A 19,614-nucleotide genomic window follows, 5' to 3' on the forward strand; every position below is an offset into this window, starting at 1 on the left:
TCGCCCTGTTTCCTGTACTATGAATTAATGGTAATTTAGTGTTGAATTAATTATACTCGTTTTTTACAAAATGTCACCTGATTTTCGACATATTTATGCCACATAATCTATTTTTTTTAAATAATAAAAGCTGTGAAGTTATAACTTCACAGCTTTTATTATTATTTTGATTATAAAACTACATACAATTACTGGATATGGAATTCTTCAAATCCATTCCTCCTTGGGTTAGTACTCTTTATTTCTAATATATTTAAGACTTATACTTGGATTGCTAGTTTTTGTTGATCTAATCTCAAAATATTTTAAAGAGGCTACAAAAGGTGTAAGCTTTGCATAGCCATAGTTTCTAGTGTCAAAATCAGGATACCTCTTATTAAGGGTGCTACCTAGTTCTCCTAAAAATGCCCAACCATCTTCATCTGAAATCTCAGTTATAATAGTCTTTATAGCCTCTACTAGTTTACCGGGACTTATCATCCCACCTTTTGATTCTTCTTGTATCTGTGCTCCTTTAATAGTCGCTATTTCAGTATGTCTTGGCGCCATTGAAGCTAATACTTCAAGATATTTAAATTTCTCACAAGCTGAAATGAAAGGTTTTGGAGTTTTCTTTTCTCCCATACCAATAACATACATACCGGCTTCGCGAAGTCGAGCTGCTAGTTTAGTAAAATCACTATCACTCGATACAATGCAAAATCCATCAACATTGCTTGAATAGAGTATATCCATAGCATCTATTATTAGGGCTGCATCAGTAGAATTTTTACCTGTGGTATAACTATATTGTTGTATTGGACTAATAGAATAATTAAGCAATACATTCTTCCATGAAGCAAGTTGAGGCTTGGTCCAATCTCCATAAATTCTTTTATATGTAGGTGTTCCATGATTTGAAATTTCGTCAATTATATACCTTATATATTTATCAGACACATTGTCAGCATCAATCAAAACTGCAATTTTCATATCCTTTTCCATCTTTATCTCCTTTACACCTTAATGTCTTTTAATTATTTTATAATAACTCTATTAACTCATTACTTTAAAATAACATACTAATTATAACATTCTACAAAATTCCAAATATTCCTTCTATATTTTAATAATTAACTATTATCTGGTTTTAAACTTGGCTACTCGTTTCATCTGTTCGCTTTCTTATAATTTTTATTAAAAATAGTTTAATTATGCCGGTAATAGGTACAGATAAAAGCAAAAATAAAGAATTGATTGTACTAGTAATATTGCTAAAAACCTCTTTGAAATTTAATACTACATTATAGCTTATAAAAATCAGGGTTGCGGTGAGGGCGACATATAGTACATACTTAAGATACATTTGTCTAATCTGTTTTTCATGATTATATCCCCTTAGTAATTAATTATCTTTGCATTTGTCATATTTATTGATACAAATAAAAAAACCCGTAGAACAATAAACTGCCCCACAGGTGTATAATTTTAATCCTATTGCCATTTAGGCCCAACTTCACGAACTTTTTTACAAGTTCATCACCTGATCAGTTTGTACTGTTATTTATATACAATACAGAGATTCCCTTAAATTTATCATACAAGGCTATTATATGTCAATATTTTTATTTTTTGTACATGGCTTATATTAAAACCTTTGATATACCTGAATATCCACTTAAACACATCATTGGAGGGTAGTACATTTGAAAATCAAGTATGTCCCCTAATTTAATTTCACTATCACACTCTTCAATATCTACAATTAAGTGATCTGAGCTACTTCCTATAATTTTAACACCTTGTTTTTGCGGGATCAGCTTGTCGTGTAACCCAAAATCCTGTTTTCCCACTGCAAGTAACGCCTTTTTTCTTATTCCTTTATCCTCATAGGTTGGTTTATTTCCAAAAGCATCAATAAACACTTTCCCAACAGGATGTGTAGGCTTATCTTTTATTTCCACAACCTGCGCTTTTAGCACAAAAGTATCCTTATGCATATGTCTCATATCATATCCCCAGTACTCATCTAAATCTTGTGCTAATAGTACTCCCTCGCCTATTCTTAAATTATTTACTCTTCTAGGCATTTTCCCATCTATTACTAAAGGCAGTGAACTTGTAGCTCCCCCTGAAATCATTTCTAGTTTCCTGTTTATTTTACCCTCAATTATTTCAGCAATATTACAAAGTCTTCCTAAATTATCTTCTGTAGGCATTATTGCTCCATAACAACCTAAATTTGTTCCTACTCCATATAACTCTATATTTTCAAGATCATTTTCCACATATTCCGCTAAATCTATGAATTCGTTTTCATAGAAGACGCCTTCCCTTAAATCTCCAAGATCAAGCATTAAAATCACCTTATGTTTTTTACCTTGTAATTCACATTCTTTTTCAATCATATTCAATGTTTCAATTTCAGAATTTAGACTAAAATCAGCATATTGTACCAATTCTTTTATTTCACTAAACATTGGAATTCTAATCATCATAAAAGGTTTCTCTATTCCATATTCCTTTAGTTTAATTATTTGGTCCATTCTTGAACTTGCTATATATGTACATCCTGCATGTGAAAATTGTTCTACGACCTCTGGTATTGCATTAAACCCCTTAACTACTCCAGCAATGCTTATCCCCTGAGATTTACATAAATCTACCATGTAATCAATATTTTCGCGTACATTTTTTAAGTTTATTTCTAATATAGGATATTTAATACTTGGATAAGTTTTTTGTTTCATGCCAATTCCCCCTAAAATATTTTATATTTGGAATATGTTTACTAGGTTTTAAATAAGTTTTTTAATGATCTTATTTATTTTAACTGTAACTAGTATAAACCATAATAGGAATAATTTAAATAAGCCAGTCAAAATGAATATACATCATCTCAACTGGGCAATTATTTTAAAAATGGATTAACTCATCACAAGCATACGCAAATCCATTCTCATCGTTTGATTTTGTTATAAAACTAGCATACTTTTTCAACTCCTCATGAGCATTTTCTACTGCTACACCAAATCCAGAGTTCTTTATCATATCCAAATCATTTAGGTTATCCCCTATTGCCATTACATTGGATATATCTATGTCCTTTAATTTACAAAGTTTTACTAGAGCATTGCCCTTCGAAACGCCTGTTTTAACAATTTCCAAAAAATAATCATGGCTTTTAAAAAAATTAAATTTTATAGAGTCGATTTCTGCTAACTTACTATGTATATCATCTACTATGCATTTTTCTCCAATTATCATTAGCTTTGCATATTTTTTATTTATTGCTCTACTAAAATCGCTTATCTCACTTACACCATATCCATTTACTTCACATTCGATATCTGTATAAGTAGTTTTTTTATTACAAATCAAACAATTACCCTCATGGACTGCAAATGAGACATCATAATCTTTATAAGCATTATAAACTTCATTAATAATTTCCTCATCTACATACCCGAAATCGTAGGTTTCCCTAGATTTAGTATCGAAAATACTTACTCCATTCATGCTTATAATATAATCCACTTCATCTATCAATTGATATTTTCCTAGAAATTTACACAGAGAGCTTCTTGACCTTCCAGTAGCAACAGCAAACTTAATATTATTTCTTTTAAGTTTTTTAATAAAGGACAGGTTCTTTCCTGATATTTTGCTATCATTATCTAATAATGTTTTATCCATATCTGTAATTACTAATGAAATATTTTTACTCTTCATCATTTTCATTATCCCCCTTGATGTATAAATTAGCTTTAGCAAACTCTAATGGTGAAGCTTTTATATATTTTTTAAATACAGTAGAATAGTGTTTATAATCAGTAAAACCTACCATAGAAGATATCTCATAAACCCTATACTCCCCCCTCATAAGTAATTCAATTGACTTTTGTACTCTATATCTATTTAAAAAGTCATGAAATGTTTGATTTGTCTGTTCCTTTAAATTTCTACTGAGGTAGCTTGAGCTTACTGCTAACTTTTCTGCAATATCCTCAATACTAATCTTTTTTGCGTAATTGTCTTTTACATAGTTAATTACTGATTCAGTATATTGAGATTTTTTTTTATCAGATTTTAAATAGTACTCCAAATTTAGAACATCAATATTTTTGTAACCCTTAATACTATTTTTAAATTCATTATATATTTTTTTCTCATCAATTTTATTCTTAACCTTTCCGATTATCTCTTTAAATTTATCTTCATCAATTGGTTTTAGTACATAATCAAAGACTTTCAGATCTATAGCTCTTTTTGCATATGGAAATTCTCCGTAGCTAGTTAAGATAATCTTTTCAAAATCATAAATTTCACTAGCTTTCTCCAACATATCCACGCCGTTCATTATTGGCATTTTAATATCTGTAATGACTAAATCGGGCTTGATTTCTATAATCGTTTTTAGTCCTTCTTCGCCGTTCGCAGCTTCCCCTGAAATAATACAATCCATACTCAGCCAGTCGATAGTGTTGATTAATCCTTTTCTTATAAAATTTTCATCTTCTACAATAAGCACTTTAATCATAATCTACTCCTCACTTTTATGTACTGGAAGGTTAATAACTATTTTAGTACCTTCATATAGTTTACTATATATATTTATACCGTATTCCATACCATACATAAGATTGATTCTCTTTTGAACATTATAAAGTCCTATATGGTTTGTATCGTTTTTACTTTTGTTAATGAGTTTTAATATCCCAGATAATTTTTCATAACTCATTCCTTCTCCGTTATCCACAATTGATATTACTAAATTATCATTTTCAACCCTACAGTCTATATTTATTTTTAAATATTGTTTTGTTTCAAATCCATATTTTATACTATTTTCAATAATAGGTTGTATTATAAGTTTTGGTATCAAGCATTCTCCTACTTCTTTATTTAAATTAAAAATGTAATCAAAATTATCATCAAATCTAAATTTTTGTATTATTAGATAATCCTCTATGTATTTAACGTCATCATTAAGCTTTACCTTATTAAAATTTTTATTTATGCTGTATCTTAACAAGTTCGCCATTGAAACAATGATCTTTGAGGCACTCTTCTCATCTGTTTTTATCATGTATTTAAGCATTTCAAGTGTATTAAATAAGAAGTGAGGGTTAAATTGTGCTTCTAGCTGCTTAAGCTCTGATAATGCATTTCTTCTTGCCTCTTCTTTGTTTCTTTCTACAAGCTCGTTTATTCTTATTATCATTTTATTGCAATACTGACCTATAACTTCAAACTCATCATTAGAGTTTATACTGACAACAGTGTTCAAATTGCCCTCTTGAACACTGTTAATAGCAGACAATAATTTATCAATTGACTTTGTCTTACTTATAGATATTTTCTTAGCAATGAATAACATAGAAAACACTAAAATTAAAAACACTAAGATTAAAAATATTTCACCTATTAAATAGATGTTTTTTATAAAGCCCACATATGTAATTGTATGAATATAAACATTACCTTCTATTATAGAATTATTAAATACATAGTTATTCTCTTTATCCAAAAATGGCTTCAATTTACCTATACCATCTAGAAGTGCATTATTAGTTGAAACTATATTATTGTTATATCTATCAGTTATTACAGCATGATGATTGCTACTACTGTAAACTATTTTGTTCATCTCATTTTCTAAAATATCGAAAACAATAAACCCTGCAACGTGGTTATTGTCGTCAGTAATAGCTTCTCCTATAGAGTATACAGTTCTTGTATTCACATCGAGTTGAGCCCTATTAAGCATCATAACAGATTTATTAGGATTGTCTTTCATTTTCTTAAAAACTCCACCCATAAATAAATCATCACTTTTAGCGTATTGAGGGTCCCCTTTAGCATTTGTTATTATAGACTCTCCTTTTTCATTGAAAACATAAAAAACACTTCTTATATTATGATTATTAACGGTATTATAAAGCCTTTCATATACCATTGCTTCGTCATGTTGATTATAAAAAGCCTTTTTTATTTCATCCCATTTTACTAAATGCTCTACTTCCACCTTGTAACTTACAAACTCATTACTTATAATATTTGATATACTATTGTTATATTTTTTATTACTTCTCTCGACGGATTTACTGCTATACAAAAATAATAAATTATAAAAAATAAAGGACAAAATTATAATAGGAGTCAGTGCATATAATATAAAAGTTTTTCTTATTTCTTCCTTGAAAAATTTTCTTTTTATATTTTTCATACGCAAATCCTCCTATTAGGTTTTTATAAACTTATTTCTTTCTTACCTGTGAATTTAAAGAAAACTATTAGTGATATGATAGTTGTAGCCGTTAATATAGATGATAAAGCAGCTGCTGTACCATAACTTGCCCTTATAACGTCTGTGTATATTGCAACTGATAATGTTCTTGTAGTTCCTGTATATAGAATAATTGAAGAACTTAATTCATTTATTACTGTTATCCAGCTTAATATTGCTCCTGCAAATACCCCTGGTATCATCATAATTGCAGTAACCTTAAAGAATGTTTTCATTTCAGAATAACCTAAACTAATTGATGCTTCTTCAAGACTTGGACTAAGTTGCAATAGTATTGCTGCACTGGATCTAATGGTATAAGGTAGTTTTCTTATAACAAATGCAATTATCATTATAATGAAAGTACCACTTAGCACCATTGGTTTCTTGTTGAATGCTAATAATAATGTAATACCTAAAACAGATCCTGGAATAATATATGGGAACATAGTTAATGTATCTAGGAAGGAGGTTAAGGCACTTTTTCTTCGTACAGATACGTAAGATATAAGCATTCCCAATAATATTATTATTATTATAGCTATTATACCATATACATAGGTATTCAGAATTGAATTACCCAGTTTTGAAAGCACTATTTTATAGCTATTTAGTGAAAACCCTTTAACAAACATTGAGCCACTTGTTTTTAAGAACGAGGTATATATTACCGTTACCTGAGGAATTGCAGCTAGTGCTACAACAATATAAACATATAAATGTGCTAAAAGGTTCTTGTATCCCTTAACCTTTTTAGCAGATATAGGCTTTAATGAGTTCATAACATATGACTTTCTATTAACTACATATTTTTGTCCTAAAAAAATAACCGCTGTTATAATTACCATTATTGTACTTAGTGCAGCGGCAAAATTTGCTTGACCGCCTACCTCAGATACAAACTCTGAGTAAATTAAAACTGGCATAACTCTAAACCCTTCACCTATAAGCATTGGAGTTCCAAAATCAGCAAGACAATTCATGAATACCAATAATGACGCTGCCATTATTGTAGGAAGCATCAGTGGTAATATAATAGTAAATACTTTTTTAACTCCACTACAGCCTAAACTTTCTGCTGCTTCACTTAGTGAAACGTCTATTTTCTTTAGTGCTCCTGAAACATACAAATATATAAACGGAAATAATTTCAAGGTAAACACTAGTAAAATCCCTTTAAACCCATAAATACTAGGAAGATGTATTCCTAAGGTCTTCAAGAAGAAATTTGTAATAACTCCGTTTCTTCCAAGTAGTAATATCCATGAATATGCTCCTATAAAAGGTGGAGATAATACAGATATTATAATAAGTACCTCTACGATTGATTTAAATTTAATTTTTACTGTGGTCATAATATAAGCTAAGGGAGCACCAATTAAAATAGCTAGTAATGTTACTATAATACTTACAGTAAAACTATTTATAAGTGTTCCATAATAATACTTTTTAGTGAAAAACTTAGCGAAATTATCTAGAGTGTATTTCCCGGTCTCCACATCTTGAAAGCTAGTTAAAAACAATGAACCTAGTGGATAAATTAGAAATACTGAGAATATTAAAAATGAAATAAGAATTATTATTGTCCAAAAATCAAATTTTATCTTTTTAATTTTTTTATTCTTCATATTTTTCCACTCCAGTAATAAGACTTATATCCCCCTCTTTGTTAAAAACATTGATTTTTTTATTGTATACTTGTAGATATAGCTCTTGTCCAATTTCATGAAAAGTATCATTAGTACTAGTATCTTTTGTTAGTTCAATTATTTCCCCATTATCAAGTTTTACTTCATAATTTATATATTTCCCGAGGAATGTATTAAAGTGAACTACACCTCTAATCCCATAATTGTTATTGCTTATTATAAATTCCTCTGGCCTTACGGATATTTTAATTTCTTTTCCGTTTTCCGCTCCGCTATTCAAATTATTCATAGACACTTTATATCCATTCTCAAATACAACGTATTGCTTTTCCTCTTCTACTAATATTTTTCCATTAAATATATTAGAGTGACCAATAAATGTAGCAACAAAGACATTTGAAGGTCTTAAATAAATTCTTTGTGGTGTATCTATTTGCTGAATAACACCTTTGTTCATAATTGCAATTCTATCTGATATAGCAAGTGCTTCTTCTTGATCATGAGTTACATATACTGTGGTTATTCCTACTTTCTTTTGTATTTCTCTTATAGCACTTCTCATTTCTATTCTAAGTTTTGCATCTAAATTTGAAAGAGGCTCATCCATAAGTAATACTGTTGGATGAATTACAATAGCCCTTGCAAGTGCAACGCGTTGCTGCTGTCCTCCTGAAAGTTTGTCTGGTGATCTATCCTTATACTCATATATCTTTACAACTTTTAAAATTTCCTCAAGTTTTTTATTTGATTCTTCTTTGCTAAATTTTCTTAGCTTTAACCCATATTCAACATTTTGTGATACTGTCATATGAGGGAATATAGCATAATTCTGAAACACCATACCTATATTTCTTTTATGTGCGGGAATATCATTAATTACCTTTGAGTTAAACTTAATCTCTCCTTCTTCAATTGTATTAAATCCTGCTACCATTCTTAAAAGAGTTGTTTTACCACAACCTGAAGGTCCTAGCAATGTGAAAAATTCACCCTCCTTAATTTTAAGTGAAAGCTTTGGAATTACTGTATTATCACCATATCTTTTTACTATATTTGTGAATTCAATGGATGTACTCATATTTTAATTTCCTTTCTAATACAAATTTTTTTATAAAAAAACCCTAGGGCTTTTTAATAATATAATATTTAAAAGTCCTAGGGGCCCATCTTTTTTAGTTGCTTGTAAATATATCTTTATATTTATCTAAAATCATCTGTTTGTTTTCTTTAAGCCATGCTTCGTCATCCTTTATTACCTTAATTTTATCTAATGGTTTAAGCCCTTCAGCCGCTGGAGCATCTTTTCTAACTGAACGTCTATTTAATTTATTAGCTACTAAAGTCTGTCCTTCCTTACTAGTTACATAATCAATGAATTTCTTAGCATTTCCCATGTTTTTAGCACCTTTTATAATAACGACACCATCTGCTTTAGCAATAGTACCCTCTTTAGGGTAAACTATTTCAACTGGCGCTCCATCTTTTACATACTTTGCAGCAGCTTCTTCAAATGTTAATCCTACAGTATATTCTCCATCACCTACACCTTTATAAACGGCTGAAGAACCACTTAATAGTTTACCATCTAAATTTTTTGTTAATGCTTTTTCATAATCCCAACCCTTTTCTGGATCTCCATTTCCCATAGCATATAAATGATTTATTACCTGTTCAAAAGCTGAAGAAGATTTCGATGGATCTGCATTAGCTATTTTTCCTTTTAACTCAGGATTTAATAGATCTTGGAAGCCTTCTACCTTTATCTTTCCTATAAGGTTTTTATTGATCATAATTACACTTGGTATAGCAGTAAATCTTGTTATTTGACCATCTTTATTTTTATAATCATCATAAACATCTTTTTCATTTATAGATTGATATTTTTCAAATAAATCCTTCTTTGGTTCTAGAGTAGACAATGAGCCTCCCCATAGAATATCTCCTAATGGGTTTTCTCCTTCTGCTTCAACTCTCTTTAAGAGTTCTCCTGTTCCTGCTGCTACAACCTCAACCTTAATTCCTGTCCGGTTTTCAAATTCATTAACTACTGGGTCGATAAATTCTATTGGATGTGGTGAATAAACAGTTAATTTATCCGATGCTTTTGGGGCTGTTGTCTCATTTTTTGATCCACATGCGCTTAAAGATAACATCATAAAAGATGCCAATAAAATTGATACTGCTTTTTTCATTAATTAACCCCCCATTTCTTCATGTAAACGTTTTGTTATTGATTAAATGTTATCATAACATCTACTTGTCAACAATACCTAAAAACAGGAATAATATACTTAAAAATGAACACGTAATTTTATATATTCATTTCAATATAATATATAAAATGATTTTATTTGACTAAATTAGAAATATAATATAGACTTAATTAGAAATATAATATAGACTTAATATGCAAGACGAATCTTGCATCTTTATTTAGAAGAATAATTTTTTATAGTAAAAATTTATTTTTAAAATTTAATAACTATTAAAATTAAACCACGAAGGTTTCGACTCTTTTCTTTTTTGAAGAAGGAGCTGAATTTTCGTGGTTCTTATGTTATTTATGTTATTTAGGAAAGGATCGAATGTTATGAATAATGTGATTTACATAGAAAAAAAAATAGTACAGTTCATCTTTGTTATATTTCTGCTGTCTATCATTGTCTTTTATATGGCAAGGTTATCACCTGGAGATCCTTTAATGTCTTATTATGGCGAAGGCGTTGAGAGGATGAATACTACACAAAAACTGGATGCAATGAAAAAGCTCGGATTAAACGACCCTATATATAGGCAATATATTAGCTGGTTAGCAAATGCGGCTCATGGTGAATATGGTATATCTTACAAATATAAACAAAGCGTTACGACAGTAATTAAAGATGTTTATATAAATACAATTATACTAGGGGGGCTTGCTTATATATTAACCTTTTTATTTGCTCTACTTTTAGGAATTTTTTGCACCTTACATGAGGACAAGCTCATAGATAAAGTTATTTGCAAAATAGGTGTTATAACCACTTGTATTCCATCGTTTTGGGTATCTCTTATACTGATTTTAATTTTTAGTATTAATTTAGAGATATTACCTTCAAGTGGTGCCTATGGGCTGGGGCAATCCAGCAACATTGGAAGTCGAGTAGAGCATCTTCTACTTCCTTTAATTGTTCTGATATTGAGTCACCTTTGGTATTACACATACATGATTAGAAATAAATTAGTAGAAGAAACCAGACAAGATTATGTGTTATTATGCAAAGTTAAGGGTTTAAGTAAAAAGAAAATTGTATATAAACATTGTTTAAAAAATATTATGCCATCTTGTATTAGTATTATGTCAATATCCGTTTCTCATATTTTAGGAGGAACTTATGTGGTAGAAAAAGTTTTTTCTTATCCTGGACTTGGCTCTTTATCCTTTGAGAGCGCTAAATATCATGATTATAATATGCTGATGGTACTTTGCTTAATAACAGGGATATTGGTGGTTTTCGTAAATATGTTAGCACAAGTAATTAATGATAAAATAGATCCAAGAATGAAACATGATCGGGGTGAGAATTGTTGGAAAGACAATATAGGGACTTTATAATAGTTGGAGAAAATTATATTCCAGAAACGATAAAAGTAGCTAAAAGAAAAAGCTTTAAAAAACACATAAACGAAAGACCTTATATCTCAATAGGAATGTTACTTACAATCATCCTTGGATGTATTTTTTACGGGATAATAACGAAAGTTGATCCTTCTTATATGGACCTAGGTAATATTAATGTAGCTCCTAACAGCAACTTTTATTTCGGCACAGATTCTTTAGGAAGAAATATTTTTACTATGATTTGGTATGGTGGTAGAATCTCTTTGTTTATCGGGGTATTAGCTACGATCATATCAACTACAATCGCAATTGTAGTTGGAAGCCTCAGTGGTGTTGCATCTGAATTAGTAGATGATATTATGATGCGTTTTACTGAAATCGCACTTAGTATACCATCGATTTTGGCCATGATTTTCATTCAAGCAATGATAGGACAAGCAAATCCAGTATCCCTCTCCATTGTAATTGGGCTTACTAGTTGGATGAACATTTCTAAGATTGTACGAAGTGAAGTAAGGCAAATTAGAAATAGTGGTTATATTTTAGCAGCGAAATGTGCTGGAGGTAAATTCTTTTATATTTTAAAAAAGCATCTGCTACCAAATTTCATTTCATCAATAATGTTTATGGTGGTTATTAATATTGGAAGTGCCATTGCAATAGAATCAACTTTGAGTTTTTTAGGGATTGGACTTCCACTTGAAATTATTTCATGGGGTAGTATGCTCTCCCTTTCGGAAAAAGCATTGTTATCAAATTATTGGTGGATTATCTTGATTCCGGGTATATTTTTAGTGGTTACATTGGTTTGCATAACGAATATAGGCAACTATGTAAGGAAGAAAAACAATAAAGAATTTAGTAATTTATAAAGATATAAAGCAATAAATATTAAGGAGAAAAATTATGCAATTAAAAAAACAGATAATTTTAGGAGTGGCGCTGATTATGAGCATGGTTTTATTGGTAGGCTGTGGCGGTGATAGTAGTACTGATAAGAAAACAGCGTCGAATGAAAAGGTTTTAGTTTATGGAAGTGGGGATTATTCAAGTATTAATCCCGCATTATATGAACATGGAGAAATTAATTCCCTGATTTTTAGTGGACTTACGACTCATGACAAAAACAATAAGATTGTTCCAGGCCTTGCAAAAAGTTGGGAATATGATAAAGCTACAAAAACATACACTTTTACATTAAGAAATGATGTTAAATGGCATGACAATGAACCTTTTTCGGCAGAGGATGTGAAATTTACTTTAGATACAATTATGGATCCTAAAAATGCTTCAGAAATAGCCTCCAACTATGAAGATATTACCAATATTAAAGTGGTAGACAAGACTACGGTAAAAATAACTTTAAAGGCACCAAATATTGCGATGCTGGATTATTTGACAATTGGTATTTTACCTAAGCACCTCTTAGAAGGAAAAGATATTGCAACAGATAAATTTAATCAATTTCCAATCGGAACTGGTCCATTTAAAATGGAGAGCTGGGATAAAGGACAAAGTATTACTCTTGTAAAAAATAAAGATTTCTATGTAAACGAACCACAAATTGATAAAGTGGTCTTTAAAATTATAGAGGATACAAAGGCAAGAGCCCTGCAATTAAAATCCGGAGAATTGGATTTAGCGCAGGTTACACCGCATGATGCGGGTCAATTTCAAAGTAATAAGGATCTTGTTGTTTATGATATGAAAACATCAGACTACAGAGGACTTATGTATAATTTTAATAGTCCCTTATTTAAGTTAAATCCAGAACTGCCCAATGCCTTAAGTTACGCTATTGATCGGTTAGCTATTTTGGACAGTGTTCTATTAGGACAGGGTAAAGTAGCATATTCACCACTTCAGGCCGGAGAATATAACAACCCTGATATGGAAAAATTTAATTATAATCCTAAAAAAGCGAAGCAAGAACTTGAAAAAGCAGGCTGGAAGCTCGGCAAGGACAAAATATATGAAAAGAACAATAAGAAAATATCATTTACTGTCAACTGCAATGAAGGAGACCAGGTTAGAGTTGATATGGCGAACGTTTGCGCTCAACAGTTTAAAGCAATTGGGGTTGATATGAAGGTTGCGCTGCAGCCAAAAATCGATTGGGAGAATCAAGACGCATTCCTGATTGGCTGGGGAAGTCCATTTGACCCGGACGATCACACTTATAAAGTGTTTGTAACAGGTAAAGGTAGTAATTTTAACAGCTATTCAAATGCCAAAGTTGATGAGTTATTACAGAAAGCAAGAGAAACTGATGTCGAAGCTGAAAGATTAAGAAATTACAAAGAATTCCAAATTGAATTAGCTAAAGATATGCCATATACATTTATCACATATATCGATGCCTTATATGTTGCAAAACCCAATATAAAAGGGATTACCCCGGAAACAGTATTAGGCCACCATGGCGTCGGAATATTCCGGAATATTACAGACTGGACAATTCAGTAGAAAATTAAAAATAAAGAGAAACTACAAGGGCCCATAATGTTGTTTTGTGGTTTTTAATGAATAGGAGCGAATATGGACAATTTGTTAGAAGTAAATAATTTAGTCGTAAGCTTTTTAACTAAAGCGGGTGAAGTGAAGGTGGTTAGAGATGTTTCTTTTTCTCTGAAAAAAGGAGAAGTTTTAGCGATACTTGGAGAATCAGGATCTGGAAAATCAGTATTATGTAAAAGCATTTTACGCATACTTCCCGAAAATGGCTGTATAAAAAGTGGAGAAGTTATTCTTAATGGAGAGAACATAACAAATTTATCGGAAAAATCTATGAATAAGGTGAGAGGCAAGGACATATCTATGGTATTTCAAGATTCTACGACTTCTTTAAATCCCACTATGTCTATTGGCAAACAGATCATGGAAGCGGTACTCATTCATCAAAAAATTAGCAAAAGGGAAGCTAAAAGGAAAAGCATAGAATTGATGGAACTTGTTGGGATAGATCATGCAGAAAAAAGATTTAATCAGTATCCGTATCATTTCTCTGGGGGAATGATACAACGAAGTGTTATTGCAATAGCACTGGCCTGTAGCCCTGAAGTATTAATTGCTGATGAACCAACCACTGCTTTAGATGTAACTATCCAAGCACAAATATTAGATCTTATTCAAGAGTTACAAGTAAAAACTGGTATATCAATCATATTTATCACGCATGATTTAGGCGTTGTTGCAAATATTGCCCAAAGAATTGCAATTATGTATGCAGGTAAATTTGTTGAGATTGGCACAGCTAAAGATATTTTTTATGATCCAAGGCATCCCTATACTTGGGGATTAATGTCCTCTTTACCTAAAATTGATTCTGATGAGGAATTTTTGAATTTCATACCAGGAATGCCACCTAATTTACTGAACCTGCCAAAGGGTGATGCTTTTGCGGTGAGAAACAAATATGCTTTGAAGATGGATTATCTAGCTGAATCACCAATGTTTAAAATCAGTGATACACATAGTGCTGCAACTTGGCTTTTACACAAAGATGCGCCAAAAATAAATCCCCCATTAAATTTGAGAAATGTGAAGTGATATGAAATGAAAACCGAAAAAATATTGGAAGTGAGAAATTTAAAGCAATATTTCAAATTAGATAGAAATACTTTAATTAAAGCAGTTGATGATATATCTTTTGGAATTTATAAAGGAGAAATATTTGGCTTGGTGGGTGAATCCGGTTCCGGTAAATCAACTACTGGCAGAAGCATTATTAATATCCATAAGCCAACAGAGGGAGAAATCTATTATAGGGGAAATCTTATATCAGATCCTAAAATTTACAGAGCTCAAAAGAGACTTATAAATAGAAATATGCAAATTATATTTCAAGATTCAACATCATCTCTAAATTCACGGATGACTATAAAAGAAATTATTGAGGAACCTCTTATAATACAAAAAGTGTATAAGGAGAAAGAAGAACGCATGGATAAAGTTTATAAGCTTATGAACTTGGTAGGCCTTGATAAAATCTATAAAGACTATTATCCATTTGAATGCTCAGGCGGACAGAGACAACGTGTAGGAATTGCACGAGCGCTTAGTCTTGATCCGAAATTCATCATTGCTGATGAACCAATTGCATCTTTAGATGTTTCAATTCAAGCTCAAATTATCAATTTATTTAAAAAGCTTCAAAGAGAAAATGGTATGACGTGTTTATTTATTTCACATGACTTATCAATGGTAAGGTATGTCTGCAACCGAGTAGGGGTTATGTATCATGGAAAAATTGTTGAACTCGCTGAAACTTGCGAATTATATCGCAATCCAATTCATCCTTATACTAAGGCACTGTTTTCATCAATGCTTGTCCCTGATCCAGCTTGTGCAGAAAATAGAGCCCGTATCAAGTATAATCCGATTGTAGATGTTCATTTAGAAGAAAAAGGTCAGTTGGTAGAAGTATCAGAAGGTCACTTTGTATATTGTTGCATTTAATTTTATCCAGTGATATTCTTAATTGATAAACTTGTTATCGAATTTGTATATCTATTTTAGATATTATTTTTTTGGAGGTCATTTTAAATGAATGAATTATTATTTCAAGCAAGTAATCTTATTTACAAATCCAATTTAACTTATAATGACGTAAAAGTTCAAAAGGGAATGATTAATTTTATCGTTGGGGAAAGTGGATGTGGCAAAAGCACTTTTTTAAAACTGTTAAACCAATCTATAACTCCACTATCTGGTGAATTATTATATAAAGGTACACCAATTGGTGCATATGACCCTATTGCTCTAAGACGTGAAGTAAGCCTAGTTTCTCAGGATGTTTTCCTATTTGATGAAAGCATAATAGACAATTTTAAAACCTTTTATTCACTAAGACAAAAAACTATGCCTAGCTTAGAATATATTACCTACATTACCGATCTTTGCTGCGTAAATGTTCCACTTGACCAAAATACATCTACCCTTTCTGGTGGAGAACGTCAAAGGGTTTATATATCAATTTTTTTATCATTATGTCCTGAGATTATATTACTCGACGAGCCAACTTCAGCATTAGATGAAAAAAACAGTCATGAAATGATGATAAATATAATAAATTTCTGCAAGGCAAAAAACATTGAAATTGTAATTGTAAGCCACAATAAAACTATTGTTGATAAGTTTTGTGAAAATAAAGTTGAAATAGTTAAGGAGGCATAAATATGAAAGGAGCAGTACAGCTAAGTATTTTCCAATTTTCACTTATTTATTTACTTCTAATTATAGTGCTCATAATTATGAAAAAATCAAAGGTTAATCAAACAAAACTTCTTATAGTTGCAAGTTTAAGAATGACAGTTCAACTTGTAATTGTGGGTTATATACTTCAATATGTCTTTAGTAATCCAAAGCCTATATTTACTATAATTTTTTTAGTAATTATGATAGTATTTTCTATTGATAGAGTAATTAAAAGTAAAAAAGACTTAAATCAAAATTTCAAAATTGCAATAGGAGCTTCTTTAACATTTTCGGGACTTTTTATTCTAGTCTTTTTTGTAACTGTAGTTGTTGGTAAATCCATATTCAACCCTCAATACACTATACCTTTAGCTGGTATGATTATTGGTAACTCTATGACGGGAGTAAACATTGCAATAAAAACCTTTATGGATGATATAAGCAAAGAAAAAAATAAAATTAATACTTTACTCAATTTAGGAGTGGAGCCTAGAGATATTTTAAAGCCTTTTGCTAATAATGCTTTAGAAACCGCCTTAATTCCTACAATGAATTCCATGCTAGGAATGGGAATAATTTTTTTACCGGGAATGATGACAGGACAGATGTTGTCAGGTACACTACCTACCACAGCGATTATGTACCAAATAGCCATTATGATTGCAGTTTGTACTTCTGTTTGTATAACAGTTTTTTTATCCCTAAACTTAGGTTATAAGTCTTTATACAATAATAGGAAACAGTTCTTATAGAATGACATTTCAGAAGATGATTATATAATAAAAGCTGTGAAATTAATTTCACAGCTTTTATTATATAATTTTTGAAGAATCACCGCTCTGTTTGAATCTATCATCAACTGTGTAATTTTGTATCGTATTTTCGCAGGATGGAGCAGATTTGCCAAACAAATTCTTTTATTCGATACAATTCACTCTCGCGGCTGACAGTCCTCCACTCCGTACAGTAATCCATCAGCCAATATTCTAGCTTACTAGCCAATTCATAAGGAGTATCCAGTGGCTGTACATCCTGAGCATACTCACGCTTTTTAATTATCAGCGTCAACTCCTGCATAAGTGCTACACCACGAGCAGCAAGATAATACTCTAGCATTTCTTCTTGGCGTTCTGCATATGAACCACTATCATTTTGTTTAAGGAAATTTATGATTTCGCTGCATTTGGTAACTGCACCCTTAAGTTGATTCTCTGAAACCAACATCATTTCATTTTTAGCTTTTTCATATAGCGAGGTTCCACGATCATTGTATGTCTGATTGTACACCTTATAATCCCTGAAAAATGCCATATCGTTAAAAGTAATTATATCTTGACGAGAAAGTTCACGTAACAGCCCTACCAGCTTTTTCCCGCGATCTTCATATTCAACCAGTGAAATAGCCTTGTCTATGGTGCTAAAATCCCTGTCGTCCTCAACGTTCCAACCCTGTGCTGCGCCATAAATCATGCAGGGAATGGCAAGCGCCGGCATATTAATATGTCCACAATCTCCCCAGTCTGTATTCAAAAATCCCACCGCATGATACTGATTACCTAACTTTGCCATCTCTCTTATATTAGTAAAACTCATGTCATATGCATTCACCAACCTACTGTAACCTGATACACTAGGACATACATATTGCTTCAAACCGATATCTGCAAAAATTTTAACAACTTCTTCCTTAGCACCATAATTGTAATACCAGTTAAGGCAAGTAACTTGCGAATTAAGTTTACCCATCTGTTCGTGATGATTCTGCAGAATATCACCCCAAATCATTACCTTTTTTCCCTTACTTTGAAGATATTCCACTAACCTATTCACATAAGAAAGATACATCTCTCCGTAAACCATTCCCTTTGCCATAGGAGCACTCTTCCCCTTACCCAAATCAAATGTTTCATCGCAACAAATGTTTATTTTATCACTGCGAAACAATGGCATGTATTGGTCAAGAATTCCTGTGATAAGAGCAAAACTATCGGGGTCAGACACATTAATGATATGGTATCTCATACGGTTATACCAAGTAAATGCCTCACCCTGACCGGTATTCATTTCTCTGTATTTACCAAAGCTCTCTGAACGGAGTAAATCATACAAATGTCCAAATGATGCTATGCAAGGTACCAGTTCAATGCCTCTTTTATTGCAGTAAGAATCTAGTTCCAAAATTTCTTCCGGAGTAAAAGGATCAGTCTGCGACCAAATTTCCTCAAATCCATCTAGTCGTAAACAGTTTTCCATATACAGTTGAAGTTGATTGATTTTATACAATGACAACCGATCAACCAGCACTTTCAGACTGTTCATAGTAGGCACCCTTCCGCGGCTAACATCAAGCATATATCCTCTGTTTGAATAAGATGGTTCATCTTCAATATCTGTGCATCCAATTTCCGCACGTGATATCTTACATAGCTGAATTAGCGTAGCTACTCCATACAGGAATCCGCGGCTTGAACAGGCGGTAATTGTAATTTTATTTGATCTCACACTCAGCATATAAGCTTCTTTTCTTGTATCTATATTGTCATATTGAAAGCAAATGCAGTTTTCATAAAGATCCCCTGCACTCCGTAACACTTTTTTAATAGGAAGCGTAATTGCGATAACCTTTTTAATTTCCTGCTGTAACATCTTCGCCGTTTCCAAATCGTTATCATCCAATGCCACATCTAACACAATGGCAGTATTGTGACCTATCAAAAATATTCCTTCGCGTTCTATGACTTTACGTGGCAATGGGATCAAATACATGCCGATTCCCCCTTCTTATATTATAATCTTTTGTATTCAAATTATTAAAATATAAAAAAAAATATATATATACTATTATATACATATATAACTTTAATGTGATAATTGCGAACATGTATTATATTTGTGAACCT

Annotated in this window: 16 protein-coding genes and 1 riboswitch; of the genes, 7 read left to right on the plus strand and 9 right to left on the minus strand. The window is 31.3% G+C overall.

Annotation, left to right across the window (positions count from 1 at the left end; translation table 11 throughout):
- Positions 1–228: 228 nt before the first annotated feature.
- The 8 genes from ACWJJT_RS06590 to ACWJJT_RS06625 form a co-directional block, all read right to left on the minus strand.
- The gene (locus tag ACWJJT_RS06590) at positions 229–984 is read right to left on the minus strand and encodes an NYN domain-containing protein (protein WP_462956417.1); all 756 of its coding nucleotides are present in this window, start codon (positions 982–984) and stop codon (positions 229–231) included.
- A 460-nt stretch (positions 985–1,444) separates the two neighbouring features.
- Positions 1,445–1,540: riboswitch (NiCo riboswitch) on the minus strand.
- A gap of 82 nt (positions 1,541–1,622) precedes the next feature.
- Positions 1,623–2,729 carry an alanine racemase gene (locus ACWJJT_RS06595; protein ID WP_462956418.1) on the minus strand — a complete coding sequence of 369 codons (1,107 nt, stop codon included), beginning with the start codon at positions 2,727–2,729 and terminating at the stop codon, positions 1,623–1,625.
- 166 nt (positions 2,730–2,895) lie between these two features.
- Positions 2,896–3,714, minus strand: coding sequence for a Cof-type HAD-IIB family hydrolase (locus tag ACWJJT_RS06600; RefSeq protein WP_462956419.1), 819 nt, complete (start codon positions 3,712–3,714; stop codon positions 2,896–2,898).
- Positions 3,701–4,519, minus strand: coding sequence for a response regulator transcription factor (locus tag ACWJJT_RS06605; RefSeq protein ID WP_216302877.1), 819 nt, complete (start codon positions 4,517–4,519; stop codon positions 3,701–3,703). The genes ACWJJT_RS06600 and ACWJJT_RS06605 overlap by 14 nt, the downstream gene beginning before the upstream one ends.
- Positions 4,520–4,522: 3 nt before the next feature.
- Positions 4,523–6,208, minus strand: a complete 1,686-nt coding sequence (locus ACWJJT_RS06610) for a sensor histidine kinase (RefSeq protein WP_462956420.1) — start codon at positions 6,206–6,208, stop codon at positions 4,523–4,525.
- Positions 6,209–6,231: 23 nt separating this feature from the next.
- Positions 6,232–7,896 (minus strand): ABC transporter permease, encoded by a 1,665-nt coding sequence (locus tag ACWJJT_RS06615; RefSeq protein WP_462956421.1) that lies wholly within the window; start codon positions 7,894–7,896, stop codon positions 6,232–6,234.
- Positions 7,886–8,995, minus strand: coding sequence for an ABC transporter ATP-binding protein (locus ACWJJT_RS06620; protein ID WP_462956422.1), 1,110 nt, complete (start codon positions 8,993–8,995; stop codon positions 7,886–7,888). The genes ACWJJT_RS06615 and ACWJJT_RS06620 overlap by 11 nt, the downstream gene beginning before the upstream one ends.
- Before the next feature lie 94 nt (positions 8,996–9,089).
- Entirely contained in the window at positions 9,090–10,109 is a 1,020-nt protein-coding gene (locus ACWJJT_RS06625) for an ABC transporter substrate-binding protein (RefSeq protein WP_216302881.1), read from the minus strand.
- A gap of 398 nt (positions 10,110–10,507) precedes the next feature.
- Here ACWJJT_RS06625 and ACWJJT_RS06630 point away from each other — a divergent pair, with 398 nt between their 5' ends.
- From ACWJJT_RS06630 to ACWJJT_RS06660, 7 genes are all read left to right on the plus strand, one after another.
- Positions 10,508–11,512 carry an ABC transporter permease gene (locus ACWJJT_RS06630; RefSeq protein WP_462956423.1) on the plus strand — a complete coding sequence of 335 codons (1,005 nt, stop codon included), beginning with the start codon at positions 10,508–10,510 and terminating at the stop codon, positions 11,510–11,512.
- Complete coding sequence (locus ACWJJT_RS06635) at positions 11,485–12,390, plus strand: ABC transporter permease (protein WP_462956424.1); 906 nt, start codon at positions 11,485–11,487, stop codon at positions 12,388–12,390. Before ACWJJT_RS06630 ends, ACWJJT_RS06635 begins: the two co-directional genes overlap by 28 nt.
- Positions 12,391–12,424: 34 nt before the next feature.
- On the plus strand, positions 12,425–13,984 hold the full coding sequence (locus ACWJJT_RS06640) for an ABC transporter substrate-binding protein (RefSeq protein WP_462956425.1): 1,560 nt from the start codon (positions 12,425–12,427) through the stop codon (positions 13,982–13,984).
- 72 nt (positions 13,985–14,056) lie between these two features.
- Entirely contained in the window at positions 14,057–15,067 is a 1,011-nt protein-coding gene (locus ACWJJT_RS06645; RefSeq protein ID WP_462956426.1) for an ABC transporter ATP-binding protein, read from the plus strand.
- A gap of 6 nt (positions 15,068–15,073) precedes the next feature.
- On the plus strand, positions 15,074–15,976 hold the full coding sequence (locus ACWJJT_RS06650; protein ID WP_462956427.1) for an ATP-binding cassette domain-containing protein: 903 nt from the start codon (positions 15,074–15,076) through the stop codon (positions 15,974–15,976).
- A gap of 87 nt (positions 15,977–16,063) precedes the next feature.
- On the plus strand, positions 16,064–16,693 hold the full coding sequence (locus tag ACWJJT_RS06655; RefSeq protein WP_462956428.1) for an ABC transporter ATP-binding protein: 630 nt from the start codon (positions 16,064–16,066) through the stop codon (positions 16,691–16,693).
- Between the two features lie 2 nt (positions 16,694–16,695).
- Positions 16,696–17,466, plus strand: coding sequence for an ABC transporter permease (locus tag ACWJJT_RS06660; protein ID WP_220320006.1), 771 nt, complete (start codon positions 16,696–16,698; stop codon positions 17,464–17,466).
- Between the two features lie 103 nt (positions 17,467–17,569).
- Here ACWJJT_RS06660 and ACWJJT_RS06665 read toward each other — a convergent pair whose 3' ends face one another.
- On the minus strand, positions 17,570–19,480 hold the full coding sequence (locus ACWJJT_RS06665; RefSeq protein ID WP_462956429.1) for a family 20 glycosylhydrolase: 1,911 nt from the start codon (positions 19,478–19,480) through the stop codon (positions 17,570–17,572).
- Positions 19,481–19,614: the final 134 nt, after the last annotated feature.

It is taken from the genome of Clostridium sp. CM041 (genome assembly GCF_055081035.1).

Coding starts and splice junctions, on each gene's coding strand:
- ACWJJT_RS06590 (WP_462956417.1), bottom strand. CDS start 984: ATGGAAAAGGATATGAAAATTGCAGTTTTGATTGATGCTGACAATGTG.
- ACWJJT_RS06595 (WP_462956418.1), bottom strand. CDS start 2,729: ATGAAACAAAAAACTTATCCAAGTATTAAATATCCTATATTAGAAATA.
- ACWJJT_RS06600 (WP_462956419.1), bottom strand. CDS start 3,714: ATGATGAAGAGTAAAAATATTTCATTAGTAATTACAGATATGGATAAA.
- ACWJJT_RS06605 (WP_216302877.1), bottom strand. CDS start 4,519: ATGATTAAAGTGCTTATTGTAGAAGATGAAAATTTTATAAGAAAAGGA.
- ACWJJT_RS06610 (WP_462956420.1), bottom strand. CDS start 6,208: ATGAAAAATATAAAAAGAAAATTTTTCAAGGAAGAAATAAGAAAAACT.
- ACWJJT_RS06615 (WP_462956421.1), bottom strand. CDS start 7,896: ATGAAGAATAAAAAAATTAAAAAGATAAAATTTGATTTTTGGACAATA.
- ACWJJT_RS06620 (WP_462956422.1), bottom strand. CDS start 8,995: ATGAGTACATCCATTGAATTCACAAATATAGTAAAAAGATATGGTGAT.
- ACWJJT_RS06625 (WP_216302881.1), bottom strand. CDS start 10,109: ATGAAAAAAGCAGTATCAATTTTATTGGCATCTTTTATGATGTTATCT.
- ACWJJT_RS06630 (WP_462956423.1), top strand. CDS start 10,508: ATGAATAATGTGATTTACATAGAAAAAAAAATAGTACAGTTCATCTTT.
- ACWJJT_RS06640 (WP_462956425.1), top strand. CDS start 12,425: ATGCAATTAAAAAAACAGATAATTTTAGGAGTGGCGCTGATTATGAGC.
- ACWJJT_RS06645 (WP_462956426.1), top strand. CDS start 14,057: ATGGACAATTTGTTAGAAGTAAATAATTTAGTCGTAAGCTTTTTAACT.
- ACWJJT_RS06650 (WP_462956427.1), top strand. CDS start 15,074: ATGAAAACCGAAAAAATATTGGAAGTGAGAAATTTAAAGCAATATTTC.
- ACWJJT_RS06655 (WP_462956428.1), top strand. CDS start 16,064: ATGAATGAATTATTATTTCAAGCAAGTAATCTTATTTACAAATCCAAT.
- ACWJJT_RS06660 (WP_220320006.1), top strand. CDS start 16,696: ATGAAAGGAGCAGTACAGCTAAGTATTTTCCAATTTTCACTTATTTAT.
- ACWJJT_RS06665 (WP_462956429.1), bottom strand. CDS start 19,480: ATGTATTTGATCCCATTGCCACGTAAAGTCATAGAACGCGAAGGAATA.